General features: G+C 68.8%; 21 protein-coding genes and 1 tRNA gene. 20 read left to right on the top strand and 2 right to left on the bottom strand.

All coding sequences use genetic code 11. The annotated features are described in order from the left end of the window. The first annotated feature begins 3 nt into the window (after positions 1-3). The 10 genes from HQ312_RS00080 (at position 4) to HQ312_RS00125 (ending at position 9,526) form a co-directional block, all read left to right on the top strand. Positions 4-1,041: a pseudouridine synthase gene (locus tag HQ312_RS00080; RefSeq protein ID WP_081821205.1), complete on the top strand. Its 1,038-nt coding sequence runs from the start codon at positions 4-6 to the stop codon at positions 1,039-1,041. A gap of 29 nt (positions 1,042-1,070) precedes the next feature. Further along, positions 1,071-1,763 carry a (d)CMP kinase gene (gene cmk, locus HQ312_RS00085; protein WP_037185658.1) on the top strand — a complete coding sequence of 231 codons (693 nt, stop codon included), beginning with the start codon at positions 1,071-1,073 and terminating at the stop codon, positions 1,761-1,763. Next, positions 1,760-3,205 carry a ribosome biogenesis GTPase Der gene (der, locus tag HQ312_RS00090; RefSeq protein WP_056444408.1) on the top strand — a complete coding sequence of 482 codons (1,446 nt, stop codon included), beginning with the start codon at positions 1,760-1,762 and terminating at the stop codon, positions 3,203-3,205. Before cmk ends, der begins: the two co-directional genes overlap by 4 nt. A gap of 106 nt (positions 3,206-3,311) precedes the next feature. Continuing rightward, positions 3,312-3,385: transfer RNA gene (locus tag HQ312_RS00095), tRNA-Pro, on the top strand. 187 nt (positions 3,386-3,572) lie between these two features. Then, the gene (locus HQ312_RS00100) at positions 3,573-4,181 is read left to right on the top strand and encodes a TetR/AcrR family transcriptional regulator (protein ID WP_222637482.1); all 609 of its coding nucleotides are present in this window, start codon (positions 3,573-3,575) and stop codon (positions 4,179-4,181) included. Between the two features lie 83 nt (positions 4,182-4,264). Next, positions 4,265-4,615 (top strand): hypothetical protein, encoded by a 351-nt coding sequence (locus HQ312_RS00105; protein WP_222637483.1) that lies wholly within the window; start codon positions 4,265-4,267, stop codon positions 4,613-4,615. Continuing rightward, positions 4,608-6,119 (top strand): ATP-binding protein, encoded by a 1,512-nt coding sequence (locus tag HQ312_RS00110; RefSeq protein WP_222637484.1) that lies wholly within the window; start codon positions 4,608-4,610, stop codon positions 6,117-6,119. The genes HQ312_RS00105 and HQ312_RS00110 overlap by 8 nt, the downstream gene beginning before the upstream one ends. Then, positions 6,116-6,775: a response regulator transcription factor gene (locus tag HQ312_RS00115; protein WP_056444417.1), complete on the top strand. Its 660-nt coding sequence runs from the start codon at positions 6,116-6,118 to the stop codon at positions 6,773-6,775. The genes HQ312_RS00110 and HQ312_RS00115 overlap by 4 nt, the downstream gene beginning before the upstream one ends. After that, positions 6,772-8,277, top strand: coding sequence for an SLC13 family permease (locus HQ312_RS00120; RefSeq protein WP_222637485.1), 1,506 nt, complete (start codon positions 6,772-6,774; stop codon positions 8,275-8,277). Before HQ312_RS00115 ends, HQ312_RS00120 begins: the two co-directional genes overlap by 4 nt. Positions 8,278-8,305: 28 nt before the next feature. Next, positions 8,306-9,526: a glycerate kinase gene (locus HQ312_RS00125; RefSeq protein WP_222637486.1), complete on the top strand. Its 1,221-nt coding sequence runs from the start codon at positions 8,306-8,308 to the stop codon at positions 9,524-9,526. An 18-nt stretch (positions 9,527-9,544) separates the two neighbouring features. Here HQ312_RS00125 and HQ312_RS00130 read toward each other — a convergent pair whose 3' ends face one another. Further along, positions 9,545-10,333 (bottom strand): hypothetical protein, encoded by a 789-nt coding sequence (locus tag HQ312_RS00130; protein WP_222637487.1) that lies wholly within the window; start codon positions 10,331-10,333, stop codon positions 9,545-9,547. 234 nt (positions 10,334-10,567) lie between these two features. Here HQ312_RS00130 and HQ312_RS00135 point away from each other — a divergent pair, with 234 nt between their 5' ends. Next, positions 10,568-10,864, top strand: a complete 297-nt coding sequence (locus tag HQ312_RS00135) for a DUF3263 domain-containing protein (protein WP_222637488.1) — start codon at positions 10,568-10,570, stop codon at positions 10,862-10,864. 93 nt (positions 10,865-10,957) lie between these two features. On the opposite strand, the gene HQ312_RS00140 is transcribed toward HQ312_RS00135, so the two are convergent. Then, positions 10,958-12,790 carry an NAD(P)/FAD-dependent oxidoreductase gene (locus tag HQ312_RS00140; protein WP_222637489.1) on the bottom strand — a complete coding sequence of 611 codons (1,833 nt, stop codon included), beginning with the start codon at positions 12,788-12,790 and terminating at the stop codon, positions 10,958-10,960. Between the two features lie 198 nt (positions 12,791-12,988). Here HQ312_RS00140 and HQ312_RS00145 point away from each other — a divergent pair, with 198 nt between their 5' ends. The 9 genes from HQ312_RS00145 to HQ312_RS00185 all read left to right on the top strand — a co-directional run bounded on the left by HQ312_RS00145 (position 12,989) and on the right by HQ312_RS00185 (position 20,054). Further along, positions 12,989-14,035, top strand: a complete 1,047-nt coding sequence (locus HQ312_RS00145; protein WP_222637490.1) for a 2,3-butanediol dehydrogenase — start codon at positions 12,989-12,991, stop codon at positions 14,033-14,035. Positions 14,036-14,075: 40 nt separating this feature from the next. Further along, positions 14,076-14,855 carry an acetoin reductase gene (locus HQ312_RS00150; RefSeq protein ID WP_222637491.1) on the top strand — a complete coding sequence of 260 codons (780 nt, stop codon included), beginning with the start codon at positions 14,076-14,078 and terminating at the stop codon, positions 14,853-14,855. A 58-nt stretch (positions 14,856-14,913) separates the two neighbouring features. Next, entirely contained in the window at positions 14,914-16,218 is a 1,305-nt protein-coding gene (locus HQ312_RS00155) for a GAF domain-containing protein (RefSeq protein ID WP_222637492.1), read from the top strand. 19 nt (positions 16,219-16,237) lie between these two features. Further along, positions 16,238-16,846 carry a CoA pyrophosphatase gene (locus HQ312_RS00160; protein WP_222637493.1) on the top strand — a complete coding sequence of 203 codons (609 nt, stop codon included), beginning with the start codon at positions 16,238-16,240 and terminating at the stop codon, positions 16,844-16,846. A 46-nt stretch (positions 16,847-16,892) separates the two neighbouring features. After that, positions 16,893-17,513, top strand: coding sequence for a CDP-alcohol phosphatidyltransferase family protein (locus HQ312_RS00165; RefSeq protein ID WP_056444439.1), 621 nt, complete (start codon positions 16,893-16,895; stop codon positions 17,511-17,513). 109 nt (positions 17,514-17,622) lie between these two features. Continuing rightward, complete coding sequence (gene gcvH, locus HQ312_RS00170) at positions 17,623-18,027, top strand: glycine cleavage system protein GcvH (RefSeq protein WP_027505442.1); 405 nt, start codon at positions 17,623-17,625, stop codon at positions 18,025-18,027. Positions 18,028-18,212: 185 nt separating this feature from the next. Then, positions 18,213-18,713 carry a glycogen accumulation regulator GarA gene (gene garA, locus HQ312_RS00175; protein WP_027505441.1) on the top strand — a complete coding sequence of 167 codons (501 nt, stop codon included), beginning with the start codon at positions 18,213-18,215 and terminating at the stop codon, positions 18,711-18,713. Continuing rightward, positions 18,713-19,456 carry a MerR family transcriptional regulator gene (locus HQ312_RS00180; RefSeq protein WP_027505440.1) on the top strand — a complete coding sequence of 248 codons (744 nt, stop codon included), beginning with the start codon at positions 18,713-18,715 and terminating at the stop codon, positions 19,454-19,456. Before garA ends, HQ312_RS00180 begins: the two co-directional genes overlap by 1 nt. Before the next feature lie 124 nt (positions 19,457-19,580). Next, positions 19,581-20,054, top strand: coding sequence for a bifunctional nuclease family protein (locus HQ312_RS00185; RefSeq protein ID WP_027505439.1), 474 nt, complete (start codon positions 19,581-19,583; stop codon positions 20,052-20,054). Positions 20,055-20,090: the final 36 nt, after the last annotated feature.

Raw genomic sequence — 20,090 nt, forward strand, 5'->3', positions numbered from 1 at the left:
AACGTGAACGACTCCGCTCGCCGTGATGGCACACCGGACCGGGACGGCGCATCCGACGCCTCCACTCCCGAACGACAGAAGAAGCGCCCCAACAAGAAGGTCGCCGCTGCTGCGTACAGCAAGCGCACCGAGAGCCGTAAGCCCGGCGGCAAGTCCGGGTACCCCCGGGTGGCTCCCAAGAACAGCGGCTCCAAGCCCGGCAAGTCGCCGAAGCCGGAGCGCAAGACGACGGCTGCTCCGACCATCAGCAACGCCAAGCCCGCCCGCCACCAGCACACCGACGGCCCGCGGCCGCATGTGGCTCCGGAGGACGGTGTGCGCTTGCAGAAGGTGCTCGCCCAGGCAGGTGTCGCCTCGCGTCGCGCCGCCGAGCAGCTCATCGACGAGGGACGCGTCGAGGTCGACGGCCGCATCGTCACCGAGCAGGGTGTCCGCGTCGACCCCGAGGTCGCGGTCGTGCGGGTGGACGGCACCCGTGTCGTCATCAAGGCCGATCTGGTCCACATCGCGCTGAACAAGCCGCGCGGATGGCAGTCCACGATGTCGGACGACCTCGGTCGGCCCTGCATCGGCGACATCGTCTCGGAGCGGGTCCAGGCAGGGCAGCGGCTCTTCCACGTCGGCCGACTCGATGCCGACACCGAGGGTCTGATCCTGCTCACCAACGACGGCGATCTGGCCCATCGGCTGATGCACCCCTCCTTCGAGGTGTCCAAGACGTACCTCGCCACGGTGCAGGGTGTCCTGGACCGCGACGCGGGCAAGAAGCTGCGTTCCGGAGTCGAACTCGACGACGGACCGGCGAAGGTGGACTCCTACGCGGTGCTCGACGTGAACGAGGGCAAGACGCTCGTGAAGGTCGTGCTGCACGAGGGTCGCAAGCACATCGTGCGCCGACTGTTCGACTCGGTCGGGTTCCCGGTGAAACGCCTGGTGCGCACCGACATCGGGGCCGTCGCCCTCGGCGACCAGCGTCCCGGCACGCTGCGGGTGCTCGGTCGCGGCGAGGTCGGCAGCCTGTACGGGGCGGTCGGCCTGTGACCGCGTCGGAGGATCGACTGATCGTCGCGATGGACGGCCCGTCCGGTACCGGCAAGTCGTCCGTCTCGCGCCTGTTGGCGACCCGGCTCGGTGCGTCCTACCTCGACACCGGTGCGATGTACCGCGCGGCGACGGCATGGGTGCTGACGAACGACGTCGATCCCGGAGACGCGGACGCCGTCGCTGCGCTCACCGAGTCCATCGACCTCTCCATCGGCACCGATCCCACGGGGGAGCGGGTCGAGGTGTCGGGCGAGGACGTCACCGGTCCGATCCGCGGGTCCGCCGTGACGGCGGCCGTCTCCGCGGTGTCCGCCGTTCCCGCAGTGCGCGAGAAACTCGTTGCGCTGCAACGAGAGATCGCGGACACTGCCGGTCGGATCGTCGTGGAGGGTCGCGACATCGGCACCGTCGTCCTCACCGACGCACACATCAAGATCTATCTGACCGCGTCCGCGGAGACGCGCGCCACGCGTCGTAACGACCAGAACATCGCCGAGGGCCGCGGGGACGACTACGACGCCGTGCTCGCCGACGTCCAGCGTCGGGACCACGCGGACTCCACACGTGCCACGTCCCCGCTGCGACCCGCGGACGACGCGGTCACCGTGGACACCAGCGACCTCGACAAGGACGCGGTGATCGACGAACTGATGCGTCTGGTCACCGAGCGTCTGGACATCGGGCGTCCGACTCATGCCCCGGAAGGAGCACGCTCATGAGCGACAACACATTCGACACGCTCGACGCGACCGAGGTCTACGCCTCGGACGGCATCTGGTCCGAGGAGTCGGACTGGGAGGACATCGACTTCGAGGGTGACGGCGAGGCCGAGGCCGAGGTCGCCGTTCCCACCCTCGCCGTCGTCGGTCGGCCCAACGTCGGCAAGTCCACGCTCGTCAACCGCATCATCGGCCGCCGCGAGGCCGTGGTGGAGGACGTTCCCGGCGTCACCCGCGACCGTGTCTCGTACGAGGCCAACTGGTCCGGACGTCGATTCATGGTGCAGGACACCGGCGGCTGGGAGCCCGACGCCAAGGGGATGCAGCAGTCGATCGCCCGGCAGGCCGAGATGGCGATGCAGACGGCGGACGCCATCCTGCTCGTCGTCGACGCCGTCGTCGGTGCGACGGCGACGGACGAGGCCGTGGCACGGGTCCTGCGTCGGTCGAAGACGCCGGTCATCCTGGTGGCCAACAAGGTCGACGACGAGCGCACGGAATCCGAAGCTGCACTGCTGTGGTCGCTGGGTCTCGGTGAGCCCCGTCCAGTCAGTGCGACGCACGGCCGCGGTACGGGCGATCTGCTCGACGACGTCCTGGCCGTCCTGCCCGAGACGCCCCGCGAGGGAACCGGTGTCGCCGGCCCTCGTCGTGTCGCCCTGGTCGGCAAGCCGAACGTGGGCAAGTCCAGCCTGCTGAACAAGCTCACCGGTGACGAGCGATCGGTCGTGCACGACGTCGCCGGCACCACCGTCGACCCGGTGGACTCACTGGTGGAACTGGGCGGCAAGGTGTGGCGTTTCGTCGACACCGCGGGATTGCGCAAGCGCGTCAGTCACGCCAGCGGCGCCGAGTTCTACGCCTCGCTCCGCACGAAGGGCGCCATCGACGCGGCCGAGGTCGCGATTCTGCTGCTCGACGCGTCCGAGGTCATCTCCGAGCAGGACCTGCGGGTGCTCTCGATGGTCGCCGACGCCGGCCGCGCACTGGTCATCGCGTTCAACAAGTGGGACCTCGTCGACGACGACCGTCGTGGCCAGCTCGAGAAGGAGATCGACCGGGACCTGATGCGCGTGCCGTGGGCGCAGCGCGTCAACGTCTCGGCCAAGACCGGTCGTGCGGTGCAGAAGCTGGTGCCCGCTCTGGAGACGTCGCTCGCGTCGTGGGACAAGCGCATCTCGACCGGTCAGCTGAACTCCTGGCTCAAGGAGGTCGTGGCCGCGACGCCGCCGCCGATGCGTGGTGGTCGACTGCCGCGCGTCATGTTCGCCACGCAGGCGAGCACGCGGCCGCCGACGTTCGTGCTGTTCACCACCGGTTTCCTCGAGGCCGGGTACCGCCGGTTCCTCGAGCGCCGACTGCGTGAGGAGTTCAACTTCGACGGCAGTCCGGTGCGGATCTCGGTGCGTATCCGGGAGAAGCGGGACCGCAAGAAGAAGTAGGCGACTGCCCCGGTGGTGCTGCTGAGGCGATTGGCGTCCAGCGTCGCCACTGGGGTAGTGTTTGCTCGTTCCCTTCGGGGCACACACGATCCCTTTCGAGGGATCGCGGGCTGTGGCGCAGCTTGGTAGCGCACCTGACTGGGGGTCAGGTGGTCGCAGGTTCAAATCCTGTCAGCCCGACACAGAAATGGCTCCGGACCGTTGTCCGGGGCCATTTTTCATGTTCGCGTCCGGTGTGGCGGGCGCACCGCACGTCGCGGGGGCTGCGCCCGTGGTCGTCGACTTCATCGACAGCAGAGGAAACCTGCCGTGGGAGAATGACGGGAGTACATCACCCGTCAGGAGTGCGCGAAGGAGGGCAGCGGCGGTGTCTTCCTCCCCGGCGATGAGTCGTCGAGAACGGAACAAGCAGGACAAGCTCGACCGCATCACCACGGCGGCACGCGACCTCTTCGCCGAGTACGGCGTGAGTGAGGTGACCACACAACAGGTCGCCGACCGCGCCGACGTGGGAACCGGAACGGTCTTCCTGTACGCGAAGAACAAGGGTGAACTGCTTCTTCTGGTGCAGAACTCGGACTACGCGAGCGCGCTCGAGCGGGGCATCGCCGCGGCCGCCCACGTCGTGGACCCGGTCGAGGCCGTCATGGCCGTCCTCATGCCGGTCGTCGAGTGCAACCGCAAGCAGATCGAGAACGGCCGGACCTATCAGCGAGAGGTCGTGTTCGGTGACGACACGGAACCTCATCGTCGTGAAGCGTTGTCACTCGCCGCGCGGACCGAGGCGGTCGTCGCGGAGATCCTCGGCCGCGACGACGACGACGACGCGACGCACCACCCGGACCGGCAGGTGCAGGCCCACATCGTCTCCGCCATCCTGTTTCTCAGCATGGCTCTGACGGCGAACGCGACCAAGAGTGTCGCGGACGTGGCGGCAGAGATCGAGATGCAGATCGGTGTCCTGCTCGGCCGTTGACGCCACTCGCGGTGTGTCGAACATGAAGAAACCTTCATCGTCGTCTCATGGGACGGTCATGGACCCCCGGCATAGTTGCTGTCATGCGCTCCTCCCGCCCACTCGCCGCGGCCGCCGTCCTGGTGGCCATCGCGTGCGTTCTCGTCGCCGGGGTCCTGGTGACGCGATCACCGGCGCCACGCCTCGACCCCTCGCCCGTCGTGGTGAGTGTGGCGCCGGAGCCGACGCCCGAGGTGATCGCTCCCACACCTGATGTCCCGCCCGCCTCTCCCGCGCCCGCGCCGGCCGCTCCCGCTCCGATCACACCGCCGCCAGTTCAGGCCCCAGTGCAGGCACCGCCGATCGTCGACTTCTCCGAGGACGACGCGGACGACGACGCGGACGACGGCGATGACGGCGCCGAGGACGTCGACGGCGGTGACGACGATGAGTGACGCCGCCGGTGTCTCGGCTCGCCGCGGATCGGCTCTTCCGGCACGGTGGAAGATCACCGCCTGGATCATGTTGACGACCCTTCTTCTGTTGGTGGTCGTGCTGGTGACCGCCCGCAATCTGCTGTTGCGCGACGTCGACGTGCGCGCCAACGGCGATGTGGCGCAAGAAGCCGAGGAGTTCCGCACCTTCGCGTCCGAGGGGGTCGACCCCACGACGACGCAGCCGTTCGTGTCGGTCGAACGACTGCTCGAGGTGTACCTGGCACGGCAGTCGGCCAGCACCGGCGAGGTGATGTTCGGTGTGGTGGGCGACGCGGTGCTCACTCAGCCCGGCGTCGAGATGCCGACGGTGCTGACCCCCGGGTCGCCGACTCTCGCGACGGTCGTCGGCTCGGCCGACCCCGCGGGTGTGCTGGACACCGACATCGGTGAGATGCGTTGGGGTCACGTCGTCATCGACGACGCGACCGGGCGCGCCGGCACGTTCGTCGTCACGGCGTTCACCAGTGCGAACCGCGACCTCGTCGATCGGACCATGCGAACCATGGCAGTGGTCGGCGCCGTCGGACTGCTGCTGACGACAGGAATCGCGTATCTCGTCGCCGGTCGCATTCTCGCTCCCGTCCGCACGGTGCGCACGGTCGCGGCCGAGATCGGGGAGACGGATCTGACCGCGCGCGTCCCGGTCCACGGGCGCGACGACATCTCCGATCTCGCCGAGACGTTCAATGCGATGCTCGACCGGCTGGAGCAGGCGTACACCACCCAGCGACAGTTCGTCGACGATGCCGGACACGAACTGCGCACGCCGATCACGATCGTCCGGGGGCATCTCGAGCTCATGTCGGAGGACCCGGAGGAGCGGCGGCGTACGTTGGCGCTCGTCGACAGCGAGCTCGCCCGCATGGGGCGGATCGTCAGCGATCTGCTCATGTTGGCCAAGGCCGAGCAGCCCGATTTCGTCGTGCCCGCCCCCGTCGATGCGGCGCAACTCGTCCTCGACATCGAGTCGAAGGTGCAGACGCTCGGCGATCGGCAGTGGTTGCTGATGCAGGTCGCGGAGGGCTCGTGTGTTCTGGACGCCCAGCGCGTCACGCAGGCCATGGTCCAGCTCGCGGCCAACGCCGTCGGACACACCCAGGACGGGAGCCGCATCCGGCTCGGATCGACCTTCCACGACGACGGGGACGCTCGACGGTTGTCGCTGTGGATCGCCGACGACGGGCCCGGTGTCCGCCCCGAGGACGCGCCCGTCATCTTCGACCGTTTCCAACGCGGATCGCCCGCCGACCGGACGTCACCGGCAGCGCGGTCGGGAGCCGGCCTCGGACTCGCCATCGTCCGTGCCATCGCCGACGCCCACGGCGGCTCCGCCTGGGTGCGCAGTGTGCACGGCGAGGGGGCGACGTTCGGCCTCGACCTCCCGGCTCCGGGCCACAGCCCGCGGTCCGAGACCGGCCCGGCGCTCACGACAGACGATGCACTCACGAAGGAGATCCGATGAGCCGAATCCTGATCGCGGAGGACGACATCCACATCGCCTCCTTCGTCGGCAAGGGTCTGCGGGCCGCCGGGTACACCACCGAGCACGTCGCCGACGGCGAGACCGCGCTCATGATGGCGCGTGGCGGTGGCTTCGACATGGTGGTGCTCGACATCGGCCTGCCGGCGATGGACGGGTTCACGGTGCTCCGACAGTTGCGCGGCGAGGGTGTGTCGACACCCGTGGTGGTCCTGACCGCTCGGGACAGCGTGCGCGACACCGTTGCCGGGCTCGAGGGCGGCGCCAACGACTACATGACCAAGCCCTTCCAGTTCGCCGAGCTCCTCGCACGGGTACGCCTGCGGTTGCAGGACGACACCGCAGGTTCGGCGGACAACTCGCTGACCTCGGGGGACCTTCGTCTCGATCTGCGGTCACGCCGTGTGCACGTGGGGGAGTCGGTCGTCGATCTGACGGCGCGCGAGTTCGCTCTGCTCGAGACGTTCCTGCGCCACCCCGACCAGGTGCTGTCCCGTGAGCAGATCCTCGGGCAGGTGTGGGGATACGACTTCGATCCGGCCTCGAACGTGGTCGACGTCTACGTGCGTGCGTTGCGCGCGAAGATCGGCGCCGAGCGCGTGGAGACCGTGCGCGGGATGGGATACCGCGTCCGATGACCGTCACCGAGTTCGCGACGACGCCGCCCGGGCGGCGTACTCCCACCAGTCCTGTCCCGACCCGGACGCCGCGGCGAGTTCCGACGCCGTCGCCGCGGACCCTCGTCAGTGCCGTAATTCTCGCGGTGCTCGCCGTCGGTGTCGTCCTGGCAGGAGTGGCCGGCGATCTGACCGCACACGGGACGATCACGGTGCTGGTCTTCCTCGTCGCGGTGTGGATGTGGATCTTCTCGCCCCTCGACGACACCCACGTCGCTCTGGGCGCCGCTCTGACGTTGGTGATCCTGGGTCCCGTGTCCACCGAGACCTTCACGCGCACACTGGGTGACACCGTGATCTGGCTGTTGGTCGGGTCGTTCGTCATCGCCGCGGCGGTGACGGCCAGCGGCCTGTCCGCTCGGGTTGCGGCACGCGTGCTGTCGGTCGCCCGGTCGCCGCGGCAGCTCGTCCATCTGGTCACCCTCGTGCTGCTCCTGACGACCTTCGCGATCCCGTCGACGTCGGGCCGGGCTGCGCTGGCGCTGCCGGTGTTCCTCGCTCTGGCGACCGTTCTGCGTGAACGGCCCCGAGTGGTGCTGACGCTGTCCCTGGTCTTCCCCGCGGTGATCCTCTGCTCCGCGGTCGGGTCGCTGCTGGGGGCCGGCGCGCACCTCATCACCAGCGAGATCGTGCGCACGACGACCGGATCGGGCATCGGGTTCCTGCAGTGGGCGATCCTCGGACTGCCGCTCGCGATCGTGTGGTCGCATCTCGCGGCGGAGATCGCGCTGTCCCTGTTCACCGATCGAGCGGAGCGACGCCGACCGCTCTCGGTGACACGCGGCGCGTTCGGCGGGTCCGCCGGACCACTCACCGTCCCGCAGAAGCGTGTCCTGCTCGTCCTGGTCGCCGTCGTGACCCTGTGGTGCACCGAGCCGGTGCACGGTGTCGAACCGGCCATCGTCGCGATGATCGGCGCACTGCTCGCGTCGGCACCGTTCGTCGGGGCCACCACGCTGCCTGCTGCCGTCCGCACCATCCCGTGGAGCCTGCTGCTCTTCATGGCCGGAACACTGTGTCTCGGAGTGGCGCTGACCACGACGGGTGCCGCCGAGTGGTTCGCCGACCTGGCCTTCGGGCCCATCAGCGCGCTCGGGTCGTCCGCCGCGACCGTATTCGTGGTCGTACTGGTGCTGGTGTCGCTGCTGTCCCACCTCGTGGTCCAGTCACGGTCCGCCCGCTCCGCGGTGCTCGTCCCCGTCGTCGTCGCCACTGCGCCGGTGCTCGGCATCGATCCCGCCGCCGCGGCGTTCGCTTCCACCGCTGCCGCCGGCTTCTGCCTCACCCTCACCAGTTCGGCCAAACCGGTGGCGATGTTCGCCGCGAGCGACTCCGTCCCGGGGTTCTCGGCAGGCCACCTTCTCCGCCTGTCCGCCGCAGTCGCCCCGGTGTCCGTCGCTCTCGTACTCGTCTGCTCGGTATGGCTGTGGCCTGCCCTCGGTCTTCCGCTGTACCTGCCCTGACTGCTCCCACCCCTATCTCAGGAGAACCATGTCCACACGAGTTCCCCAGCGCATCCTCGTCGCCCCCAGCGGCTTCAAGGAGAGCCTCTGCGCCGAGTCCGTCGCGTCCGCCATCGCATCGGGGGTGCGGCGCGCACTCCCCGGAGTTCGGGTCGACACCGCGCCCATCGCCGACGGCGGTGAGGGAACGGCACGCACACTGGCGGCCGCGACGCGCGGCACCCTTCACGAGACGACGGTCGTCGGACCGGTGGGGGAGCCGGTGCCCTCGCACTGGGCCCGACTCGGTGGCTCCGAGCGCTCCGTCGCCGTGGTGGAGATGGCGGCTGCGGCGGGGCTCTCCCTCGTACCGCACGATCGGCGCGATCCCGGCGCGACCACCACCTACGGTGTCGGCCAGCTCATGGCCGCGGCGCTCGACGCGGGCGTGGACACGATCCTGGTGGGTTGCGGCGATTCCGGCACCTGCGACGGGGGAGCCGGGGCACTGCAGGCGCTCGGCGCCAGGATCCTCGACGTGCAGGGCCATGAGATCGGGCGCGGCGGTCGAGAACTGATCCGGGCGCACCACCTCGATCTGACGGCGCTGCATCCCCGTCTCACCGAGGTCGACGTCGTGCTCGCGTGCAATCCGCACAACGTACTGTGCGGACCCAGCGGTGTCGCCCGCGTGTTCGGACCGCAGAAGGGGGCGTCCCCGAATCAGGTGGACGAACTCGCCGCCGCCCTGGACAACTGGGCGCGCGTCCTCGAGCAGGACGGTGTGGCCACCGGCGATGTGGCGACCGGAGCGGGCACGGGAGCGTCGGGCGGACTGGGTGCAGGACTCGCGGCCGGGGTCGGGGCGCAGTTGCGGTCCCGCTTCGATGCGTTGCTGGACTCGGGCCTGTCGGGAATCGACCTCGACCGCCGAATCCGCAAGGCGGACCTCGTCATCACTGCCGAAGGGTCCATCGACTTCCAGACCCCGCGTGGCAAGGTCCCGGCGGAGGTGGCGCGGCGCTGCCAGCAGTTCGGCGTGCCGGTGATCGCGTTGGCGGGATCACTCGGTCGCGGAGCGCCGGCGGTGCACGACGTGGGCATCGCCGCCATCGCGTCCATCATCACGGTGCCGATGCCGTTGTCCGAGGCGGTCGCGAACGGCGAGCGGTTGCTCACCGACGCCGCCGAACGGACCATGCGCATGATCCTGCTCGGTGGTGCGGTCTCCGCTCGATCCGGTAATCGGAGTCGTAAGAAGTCGGCGTGAGGCCGGTCGATGTCGGTGTCAGCGAATGCCGAGGATGGCGTCCAGCAGCGACGGAACACTCGGCGCGGTCACGATCGTCGGGGTCGCCAGATCGAACGCCCCCAGCGCGGTGAGTACGTCGTCGCTCTGGGTCGCCGGGCCGCCGTAGGTGTTGGCCGCGACCGTGAAGTCGTCGCCGATGGAGGCCGAGGCGACGACGCTGGACCCGTCGTCCGCCGCCCAGCCCCACTTCGTTCCGGTGGCGGCGGCGAGCCGACCGGTGCCCCAGTCCTGGACCGTGCCGTCGGCCGCGACCGGTAGCGCCGTGGTCATCCACGTGAGGACGGGGCTGCCGGGATCGGTGCGCTTCTTGGTGTCGAGGAAGCGCACGGTGTCGGCCGTGCTGGTGTAGGAGTCGCCCCAGAAGCTGCCTCGCGAGGTCGCGGTCAGTCCGTACTCGCGCGCCGCGGCGTCGATGGCGCCGGGGTACTTGCTGTCGAGCAGCGAGGCGGCCCAGTCGTCGCTCACCTGGATCATGCGAGCGGCGAGGTCGCGGTCCTCCGCGGACGAATCACCCTGTCGGAGCACATGATCCGCCAGGTAGAGCTTGACCGTGGAGAGTCCCGGCCGTGCCTCGTTCTCGTTGGCAGTGCCGACGTGGACGCCCGTGGAGAGCGAGGTGTACGACAGGGAGGTCCGCTCCGGGACGCCGGAGAAGTCGCCCGGTGCGGGCGCGGCGCTCGCGGGGGCCGCGAGGGCGGTGACCAGTGCGACGCCCACTGCGGCGGTCGCGAACCAGGTGGCCGGTCGTCTGTGTCGAACGTTCATCGTGCTGCCCCTCCGGCGGTAGTGCCGCCGACGAACGACGAACACCGTCGAATCTATTGCCTCCGCTACCGGAACGGTGGACGACGCCGCGGTGGCGTGGTGGGGATCACATACCCGCGCGGCCCGGTGATCACGCTGTCCCGGAGTGAACAGCCGCTGAGAAATTGCTGTGACTCGTCGGCATGTTCACCGATCCGTCACCGCAGTGTCGGATCGATGGGCAATACTCGCCTCGTGACACGCACACCCTTCCCCGCAGCCTCCCGGTCGACGACGCCCGGCGCAGCACCCCTGTCCACCGATCCGACGGATCCGTCGGAGACCGACCTCGCGATGGTCGCCTTCCTGCGGCGGTGGTACGTCTACGGCGGCGGCCGCGCCGAGGACATCCTGGTGGAGTTCGGACTCACGCCCCACGAGTTCTTCGGTCGTGTGAAGGTGTTGCTGGAGAACGGCGTTCGGGTCACCGACCGCGGGCTGGTCGAGCCCATGCTCGCCGTCTGCCGGAAGCGGCTCTGGCTCGGTCAGTGACGACCGGCCTCACACCGACCGTGAAGTGATTTTCTCTCGCTCCGACGACCGCCGTGTGCGTGTCGAGGGACACGCACACGGCGCACGCGTCTGTCAGCGCAGGTGATGGACCTCCTGCAGCCCGTACACGGGGGTGTCCAGGCCTTCGTACCGAGCCTTCAGCTGTAGGCCGAGGTAGAGCGAGTAGTGCCGCGACTGGTGCAGGTTGCCGCCGTGGAACCACAGGTTGTCCTGCTGCGTCGGCTTCCACATGTTGCGCTGCTCGCCCTCCCACGGGCCGGGGTCCTTGGTAGTGTCGGAACCGAGGCCCCAGCATTTGCCCACCTTGTCGGCCGTCTCCCGGTCCACCAGGTCGGCCACCCAGCCGTTCATCGATCCGTAGCCCGTCGCGTAGACGACCAGGTCGGCCTCGAGTTCCGTCCCGTCGGACAGCACCACCGCGTTCTCCGTGAGGTGATCGACCTGGCCGCCGACGAGGTGGATGCTGCCGTCCGCCACCAGCTCCGAGGCACCGACATCGATGTAGTAGCCGGAGCCGCGCCGCAGGTACTTCATGAAGAGTCCGGAGCCGTCGTCCCCGAAGTCGTGCTGGAAGCCGGCCTTCTCGAGGCGGTCGTAGAAGTCCTTGTCCTTCTCCGCGATCTGCTGATACACCGGGATCTGGAACTCGTGCATGATCCGGTAGGGAAGTGACGCGAAGGTCAGATCCGCCTTCTGCGTGGTCATTCCGGACTCGACGGCGCGCTCGGAGTACAGGTCGCCGAGAGCGATCTCGCACAGCGAATCGGATTTGACGATGTGCGTGGACGATCGCTGGAGCATCGTCACGTCGGCGCCCGTTTCGTACAACGCCTTGCAGATGTCGTGCGCCGAGTTGTTGGATCCCACCACGACGACCTTCTTGCCGACGTAGGCGTCGGGGCCGGGGTGCTGACTGGAGTGATGCTGTTCGCCCTGGAAGACGTCCATGCCGGGGAAGTTCGGAATATTGGCCTTACCGGACATGCCGGTCGCCATCACCAACTGCTTCGGTCGCAGCGTCACCTCCTCGCCGTCGCGATCGACCACGACGGTCCACTCGCCGGCCGTCTCGTCGAAGCTCGCCGACACCGCCGTGGTCTTGGTCCAGTACGGGACCTCCATGACCTTGGTGTACATCTCGAGCCAGTCGCCGATCTTGTCCTTCGGCGCGAACACGGGCCAGTTGTCCGGAAACGGCAGATAGGGGAGGTGGTCGTACCAGACCGGATCGTGCAGACACAGCGACTTGTATCGGCCCCGCCACTGGTCACCGGGCCGCTCGCCGCGGTCGACGACGATGGCGGGAACGCCCATCTGACGCAAACGCGCGCCGAGAGCGATGCCGCCCTGACCGCCGCCGACGATCAGGGCGTAGGGCTGGATGCCGTATCCCAGGTCCTTCTCCTCGGCCTCGCGTCGCTCGGCCCAGGTCTTCGTCTCCGTGTTCGATCCGTGCACGGCACCCATCGGTCGCGAGTGCCCTCGCGGTTCCTCGTACCCCTTGAGTTCCTGCATCGTCGTGAGCAGCGTCCACCCGAGGGCTGTGCCGGTGTCGGCGTCCTCGCGAAGACGTAGATGGCCCTTCCCGCGCGCAGCCGCCGTCTCGAACTCGATCCAGGCGGAGATGACGCCGTCGGCCTCGTCCGGGGCCTCGGTGGTGTGGAAGCCGCGCGGGTCGACATCGTCCAGTCGAGCCGTCAGCATGTCCGCGATGCCGTCGCGTCCCTCGACGGTCTTCAAATTCCAGGTGAACGTCACGAGGTCTCGCCAGAAGCTGTCGACGGCGAACATCGCGGCGACGCGGTCGACATCGCGTGCTGCGAGCGCTTCTTCGAAGTCGGCCAGCCATGCATCCACTCGCTCCTGCGGAGTGGTCTGCGTGGGTGGCTCGAGGGTCTGGGTCATGAAAACTCCGATTTCCGTGCGTTGTTCTGTGGTCGTGCCGGTGTGATGCACAGCACACGCCTCGCAGCGTCCGGGAGGAAGAGTTGCAGCGGGTTGCAGTCGCAGGTGCAACCGACTGCAACCCTGTCCTGCTGTGCCGCGAGTCACATAGAACGGTGACCACGGCCGTCGCTGGGACGGCCGGTGAGGAGTCGAACGATGCGCGCAGCGGTGTACCACGGGCCCGGCAAGGTGGAGATCGCCGATGTCCCGGAGCCCCATCCGGGACCGGATCAGGTGAAGATCGCCGTCGGTGCCAACGGCATCTGCGGTACCGACCTGCACGAGTACTACGCCGGTCCGATCTTCATCCCCACCGAGCCGCACGCCCTGACCGGTCAGCAGATGCCGCTGATTCTCGGACACGAGTTCTCCGGCACCATCACCGAGCTCGGCGCGGGAGTGACGGGGTGGTCGATCGGCGACCGCGTCGCCATCGAACCGCTGTACCGCTGCGGGCACTGTGGTCCGTGTCGAGCCGGCAACTACAACGTGTGCCAGTCGATCGGCTTCCACGGACTGATGTCCGACGGCGGTATGGCCGAGTACACGGTGGTGCCGGCCGACATGCTGCACGCGCTGCCGGACTCCGTGTCCCTCGATCTGGGTGCGCTGGTGGAGCCGATGTCGGTGGCCTACCACGCGGCGACTCTGGGTGAGGTGCGCGAAGGCGACACCGCGATGGTGTTCGGGGCGGGACCGATCGGCATCGGACTCTGGTTCGCGCTGCGCGGCAAGGGGCTAGACGACATCCTCGTGGTGGAGCCGTCCGCGACCCGGCGGGCAGCGATCGAGGCGCTCGGTGCACGCACTCTCGACCCCACGTCCGTCGACGTCCCCGCTTTGGTGGCCGACGAGACCGACGGGCGCGGCGCCGACGCCGTGTACGACGCGGCCGGTGTCGCGCCGGCGGTGGCGACCGCGCTGGCGTGCGTCGGGTCCCGCAAGCCGATGGTCAGCGTGGCGATCTACGAGAAGCCGCTCACCACACCGCTTCTCGATCTGGTGATGAAGGAGGCCCGCATCCAGGGGTCGCTCTGCTACACCTCCGCCGACTACGACGCCGTCATCGCTCTGATGGCCGACGGCGTGTACGACACCACCGGGTGGGTGTCGCGCATCGGGATGGACGCGGTGATCGACGACGGTTTCGAGGCACTGCATGCCGGCACGAAGATGAAGGTTCTCGTCGATCCGTCGCTCTGACCTCCGTCCCGGACATCACCATCACATGAAGGAGACACGCATGAGCATCGACGGACAGGTCGCACTCGTCACCGGCGCAGGACAGGGAATCGGGAGGGGAATCGCCCTCCGACTCGCGCGGGACGGCGCGGACATCGCGCTCGTCGACGTGCACCCCGACGGCATCGGCCAGGTCGCCGACGAGGTGCGGGAGCTCGGTCGCGCAGCCACGACGATCGTCGCCGACGTCAGCGATCGCCGCCAGGTGTTCGACGCCGTGAACCGGGCCGCCGCCGAGCTGGGAGGTCTCGACATCATGGTCAACAATGCCGGGATCGCACTCGTCGGCCCGCTGTCCGAGGCCACGCCGGAGGAGGTCGGCCGCATCCTGTCGATCAACGTCGAAGGTGTGCTGTGGGGTATCCAGGCGGCCGCCGCGACGTTCATCGAACTCGGTCGGCCCGGCCGCATCATCAACGCGTCGTCCATCGCAGGGCACGACGGGTTCGAGATGCTCGGTGTGTACAGCGCCACCAAGTTCGCCGTGCGCGGTCTCACGCAGGCCGCCGCCAAGGAGTACGCGTCCGCCGGGATCACCGTGAACGCCTACTGCCCGGGTGTGGTCGGCACGGACATGTGGGTCACCATCGACAAGCGGTTCGCCGAACTGACCGGCGCGGAGGAGGGCGCGACCTTCGAGAAGTTCGTGGGCGGTATCGCGTTGGGCCGAGCCGAGACTCCCGACGACGTCGCGGGATACGTGTCCTACCTCGCCGGGCCCGACGCGGCGTACATGACCGGTCAGGCCGGTCTCATCGACGGCGGACTCGTCTACCGATGACCGATCGGGACAGACCCGGGCATGACGCGCACTGTGATGTGGAGCACAATCGGTGTCGATGACTCGAACCTCCGAACCCGAGCCCGCCGTCGCGGCAGGTGAGGACCCACGTCGGTACGCGCAGCTGCTGTCCGCCGTGTACGACGCGACCATGTCGGGTGCCCGCGCGCCCGCTCGCCCCCGCGACGTCATCGGTGACTCGTGGCAGCGCGTGATGAACCTGGGTGTGGATCCGGAGAACCGCGGACCCGCCGATGCTGTCGACGCCGCGGCACTCGAGCAGATGCGTCGGGACTCGGGGCTCGTGGAGATCCTGCCGGAGTTGACCGGGAGCCTGCGTTCGGTTCTGCAGGACTCCGACAACCTACTGGTGGTCGCGGACCGGCTCGGGCGGGTGCTGTGGCGCAGCGGGGCACCCTCGGTGCTCGACCGCGCCGATCGGCTCGGCTTCGTCGAGGGGGCCGACTGGGCCGAGGACAGTGTGGGAACCAATGCCATCGGCACGGCACTGGTCTCGCGCTCGGCGGTGCAGATCTTCTCCGCCGAGCACTTCGTGCGCACTCACCACGCGTGGACCTGCGCGAGCAGTCCCATCAAGGATCCGCGTACCGGCCGGGTGCTGGGCCTCGTCGACGTCAGCGGACCCGCGAGTTCGGTGCACCCGACCACGCTGGCGCTGATCGATGCCGTGTCTCGACTCGCCGAAGCTCAACTGCGTGAACAGCATCGACGCACGCTCGACAACCTGCGCTCGGTGGCGGCGCCGATGCTGGCTCGGTCGGAGACGCCCGCGCTGGCCGTCGACGGGCACGGGTGGGTCGCGGCGGTGGCGTCGGTCCCGGTGCGCAATCGGGTGCTGCTCCCCGATGAGGTGGCGCCGGGCCGACTGTGGGTACCGACGCTCGGCGTGTGCGATCTGGAGCCGCTGCCCGGTGGCTGGATGGTGCGACCGGCGTCCTCGCAACGCGACGGGGTGGTCGACGGGGAGTCGACGCCGACGAACATCCGCATCGACGTGTCCGACCCCTCGCGCACCGTGGTCGAGGTGTCGAGTCCCTTCGGAACCTGGTCCCACGAGCCGACACCTCGGCACGCGGAGATCCTCTTCCTGCTCGCCGCGAGGAGGGACGGGCGCACCGCGGCAGAACTTGCGACGGAACTGTTCGGCGACAACGGCCGTGCCATCACGGTCCGGGCCGAGATGTCACGGCTGCGCAAGGCCTTCGCCGGCGTGGTGCTCGCGCAGCCGTACCGGATCGACGAGTCCGCTGTCGTGGAGCTGGCCCTTCCGGCGGATCGCTCGCGCATCCTGCCGTACTCGGCGGCGCCGGCCGTGCGCGCGCTGCGCGCACCGGCCCGGTGAGCCTGGCTAGTGTCGCCTGATGGACACGCGCCTCGAACGTGCAGAGATCGTGCGGACGCTGGACGGTTTCGAGAGTCGGCTCATCGAGGGCGGTGACGAACGGCGGGCATCGGTCGTGGTGGCCGTCGGCGGGGAGCCCGGCGATCGGCACGTGCTGCTGACGAAGCGGCCCTCCCGGATGCGCGCGCATCCGGGCCAGTTCGCGTTGCCCGGCGGGCGTGTCGACGACGGCGAGACACCGGTCGAGGCCGCCCTGCGCGAACTCGACGAGGAGGTCGGCATCCGAGTCGGCCCGGACTCCGTGCTCGGGACGCTCGACGACTATCGGACCCGCTCCGGCTACGTCATCCGTCCGTTCGTGGTGTGGATCGCGGACTGGACCGGGGACGCGGTGCCCAATCCGGACGAGGTGGAGTTCCTGTACCGCGTCACCGCGGACGAGCTCGACGTCGACGCCCGGTTCGTGTCGATCGCCGAGTCGCCGCGACCGGTGGTGCAGTGGCCTTTTCGCTCGAGCCTGGTGCACGCGCCCACGGGCGCGGTGGTGCACCAGTTCCGCGAGGTGGTGCTCGGTGGGCGGCACACCCGCGTGCACGACTACGAGCAGCCGGTCTTCGCCTGGCGGTAGCGGCTCGTCGGGTCCGGACGGCGCGCCCGTGTGGAAAGCTCGGGGGATGACCGATCCGGCGTCCGACAGCCCTCGCGACGTGGTCGCCGGTGTCGTCGGCGATCGCATCCTGACGGTGCCCAATGCTCTGAGTGTCGTTCGTCTGCTCGGGGTGCCGGTGTTCCTGTGGTTGTTGCTGGGGGAGCAGGCGTACGGCTGGGCGCTGCTGCTGCTCCTGCTCAGCGGGGCCACGGACTGGTTGGACGGCAAGCTCGCCCGGCTGCTCGACCAGTCGTCGGCCCTGGGCGCTCTGCTGGATCCGTTCGTCGATCGCCTGTACGTCGTCACCACACTGGTGGGGTTCGCCCTCGCGGGCATCCTCCCGTGGTGGGTGGCCGTGGTCCTGATCGCGCGGGACGGCATCCTCGCACTCACCCTGCTGCTCTACCGGCGGCGGGGACTCGCTCCACCCGAGGTGATCTACCTCGGCAAGGCCGCGACGTTCGTCCTGATGAGCGCCCTGCCGTTCCTCCTCGCCGCGCGGGTGGACTGGGTCGGCGCCGACGTGATCGCGGTTCCCGCGCAGGCCCTGCTGGTGTGGGGGACCGCGCTGTACCTCTACACGGGCGCGCTGTACCTCGGCCTGGCGCTCGGTCCGGTCCGACGCCTCCCGCTCACCGCACGATGAGCCGGGGAGCGCCCGCCTTGCGGAGGCGGAAAGCTCGCCAATACGCTCAGCGCGAGTGCGGTTCTCCTCGTCCGCACCGCGACAACGCCTGCGAAAGGACCCGGTTCACGTGAGCCAGACCGATATCCCCACCGAGTTGCGGTACACGGCCGAGCACGAATGGGTCCAGCGGACCGGCCCCACCACCGTGCGCGTGGGCGTCACCGACTACGCACAGTCGCAGCTCGGCGACGTCGTCTTCGTTCAGCTGCCCACCGAGGACGATGCGGTGTCGGCCGGTGAGTCGCTCGGCGAGGTGGAGTCCACCAAGAGCGTCTCCGACATCTACGCCCCGCTGTCGGCCAAAGTGGTTGCGGTGAACGGTGAACTGGACGGCGACCCCGAACTGGTGAACAGCGATCCGTACGGCGCCGGCTGGCTCGTGGACCTGTCCGTCGACTCCGAGAGCGATCTCGACGACGCCCTCGAGGCGATGATGGACGCCGAGGGGTACGCGTCGATCACGACCACGTAACAGCCGTGCCCGGCGGGCGGGCAAGCACGCCCGGGCGACGGTGTGTGCAAGGTACGGTCGGTAAGGTCCTCACGTGGTTCGGCGGCACCCCGGTCGGGGAACCGCGGAACCGTCAGACAAGCGTGACAAGAGAATGTGCTGAATCGCCTCGTGGGTGAGGGGCGATCAGATCGAGGAGGAGAAACGTGAGCGATAACGGCAACGACGGCGTCTACGGAGAGTCCCCCGCGGAGACCACCTCGGTCTTCCGAGCGGACTTCCTGAACGAGATCGATTCCGCAGCGGCGCCCCAGGGCTCCTCCGACGCACCGGTCTCCGGGGTCGAGGGTCTGCCCGTCGGTTCCGCCCTGCTCGTCGTCAAGCGGGGCCCCAACGCGGGCTCGCGCTTCCTGCTGGACCAGCCCACGACGTCCGCGGGACGCCACCCGGACAGCGACATCTTCCTCGACGACGTGACCGTGAGCCGTCGCCACGCGGAGTTCCGTCAGGACGACGAGGACTTCCAGGTCGTCGACGTCGGCAGCCTCAACGGCACCTACGTCAACCGTGAGCCCGTGGACTCCGCCGTTCTGGCGAACGGCGACGAGGTGCAGATCGGCAAGTTCCGCCTCGTGTTCCTGACCGGTCCGAAGGGCCAGTCCGCAGGCGGTCAGCTCGGCGAGACGTCTGCCGGCGCAGGTAGCTGATGACGGCAGTCGGGCAGCAGTCCGGTGGCGGCATGTCGATCGGGTCCGTACTCGATCGACTGCGCCCGGACTTCCCCGACGTCACCATTTCGAAGATCCGTTTTCTCGAGGCCGAGGGACTGATCTCCCCGGAACGAACGGCGTCGGGTTACCGGAGATTCTCCGTCGAGGACTGCGAGCGCCTGCGCTACGTCCTCACGGCGCAGCGTGATCACTACCTTCCGCTGAAGGTCATCAAGGAGCAGCTGGACGCGCTGGACAACGGCATCCGTTCCGTGGGTCCCGACGGTGTCGCCGCGGCGCCCAAGGGGCCTCGTGTCCTGGCTCTGGCGCCCGGAAGTGTCTCACCCACCGAGTTTCTCGGGGAGCGGCGCGTCCGAATGAGTCGCGCCGACCTGCTCGAGCGTGCGGGCGTAGACGAGCCGTTCCTGCTCGAATTGCAGAAGAGCGGCCTCGTCTCGGCGGGTCCGGCCGGCTTCTACGACGAGGAAGCCGTGGTGCTCGTGCGCACCGCGTGGGCGATGGCGCAGTACGGACTCGAGGTGCGGCATCTGCGCGCGTTCAAGCTCGCCGCGGACCGCGAGGCGAACCTGCTGGCTCAGGTCGCCGGGCCGGTGGCGCTGGGCCGTGACGCGGGCGCGCGAGACCGCGCCGAGGAGCTCGTCCGGGAGCTGGCCGCGTTGTCGCTGTCGCTCCACACGTCGTTGGTCAAGTCCGCGGTGCACGGGATACTGGACAAGTAGTCCCGAGGGCGTGCGTCGGCCGCTCGCACGGCCGGTCGTCGGCGCCGCGGGTCAATACACTGGAGAGCACGTCCGCCCCGTCGAGTGCGCGGGCGACGAGTCACAGCAGCTGGGAGGCGGCGCGATGGGCGAGATGCGCGTGATCGGTATCCGGGTGGAGCAGCCACAGAATCAACCTGTTCTGCTGTTGCGGGAGTCGGACGGCGAACGGTACCTGCCGATCTGGATCGGCCAGACGGAAGCCACGGCGATCGCACTGGAGCAGCAGGGCGTGCAACCGCCGCGTCCGCTGACCCACGATCTCATCGGTGACATCGTCACGGCCCTCGGGCGATCCCTGAAGGAAGTCCGCATCGTCGATCTCCAGGAGGGCACCTTCTACGCCGACCTTGTCTTCGACCAGGACGTGCGTGTCTCGGCACGCCCGTCGGACTCGGTCGCCATCGCCCTGCGAGCCGGCGTGCCGATCTTCGCGGAGGAGCCCGTTCTGGCCGAAGCCGGTCTGGTCATGCCCGACGAGCGCGAGGACGAGGTGGAGAAGTTCAAGGAATTCCTGGACACCATCTCGCCGGACGACTTCAAGGCGACCGACGGTTAGATAACGATCGAGTCTCACCCTTGAGTTGAGGTTGAG

It is taken from the genome of Rhodococcus sp. BP-316, from assembly GCF_019836105.1.
Taxonomy (GTDB): domain Bacteria; phylum Actinomycetota; class Actinomycetes; order Mycobacteriales; family Mycobacteriaceae; genus Rhodococcoides.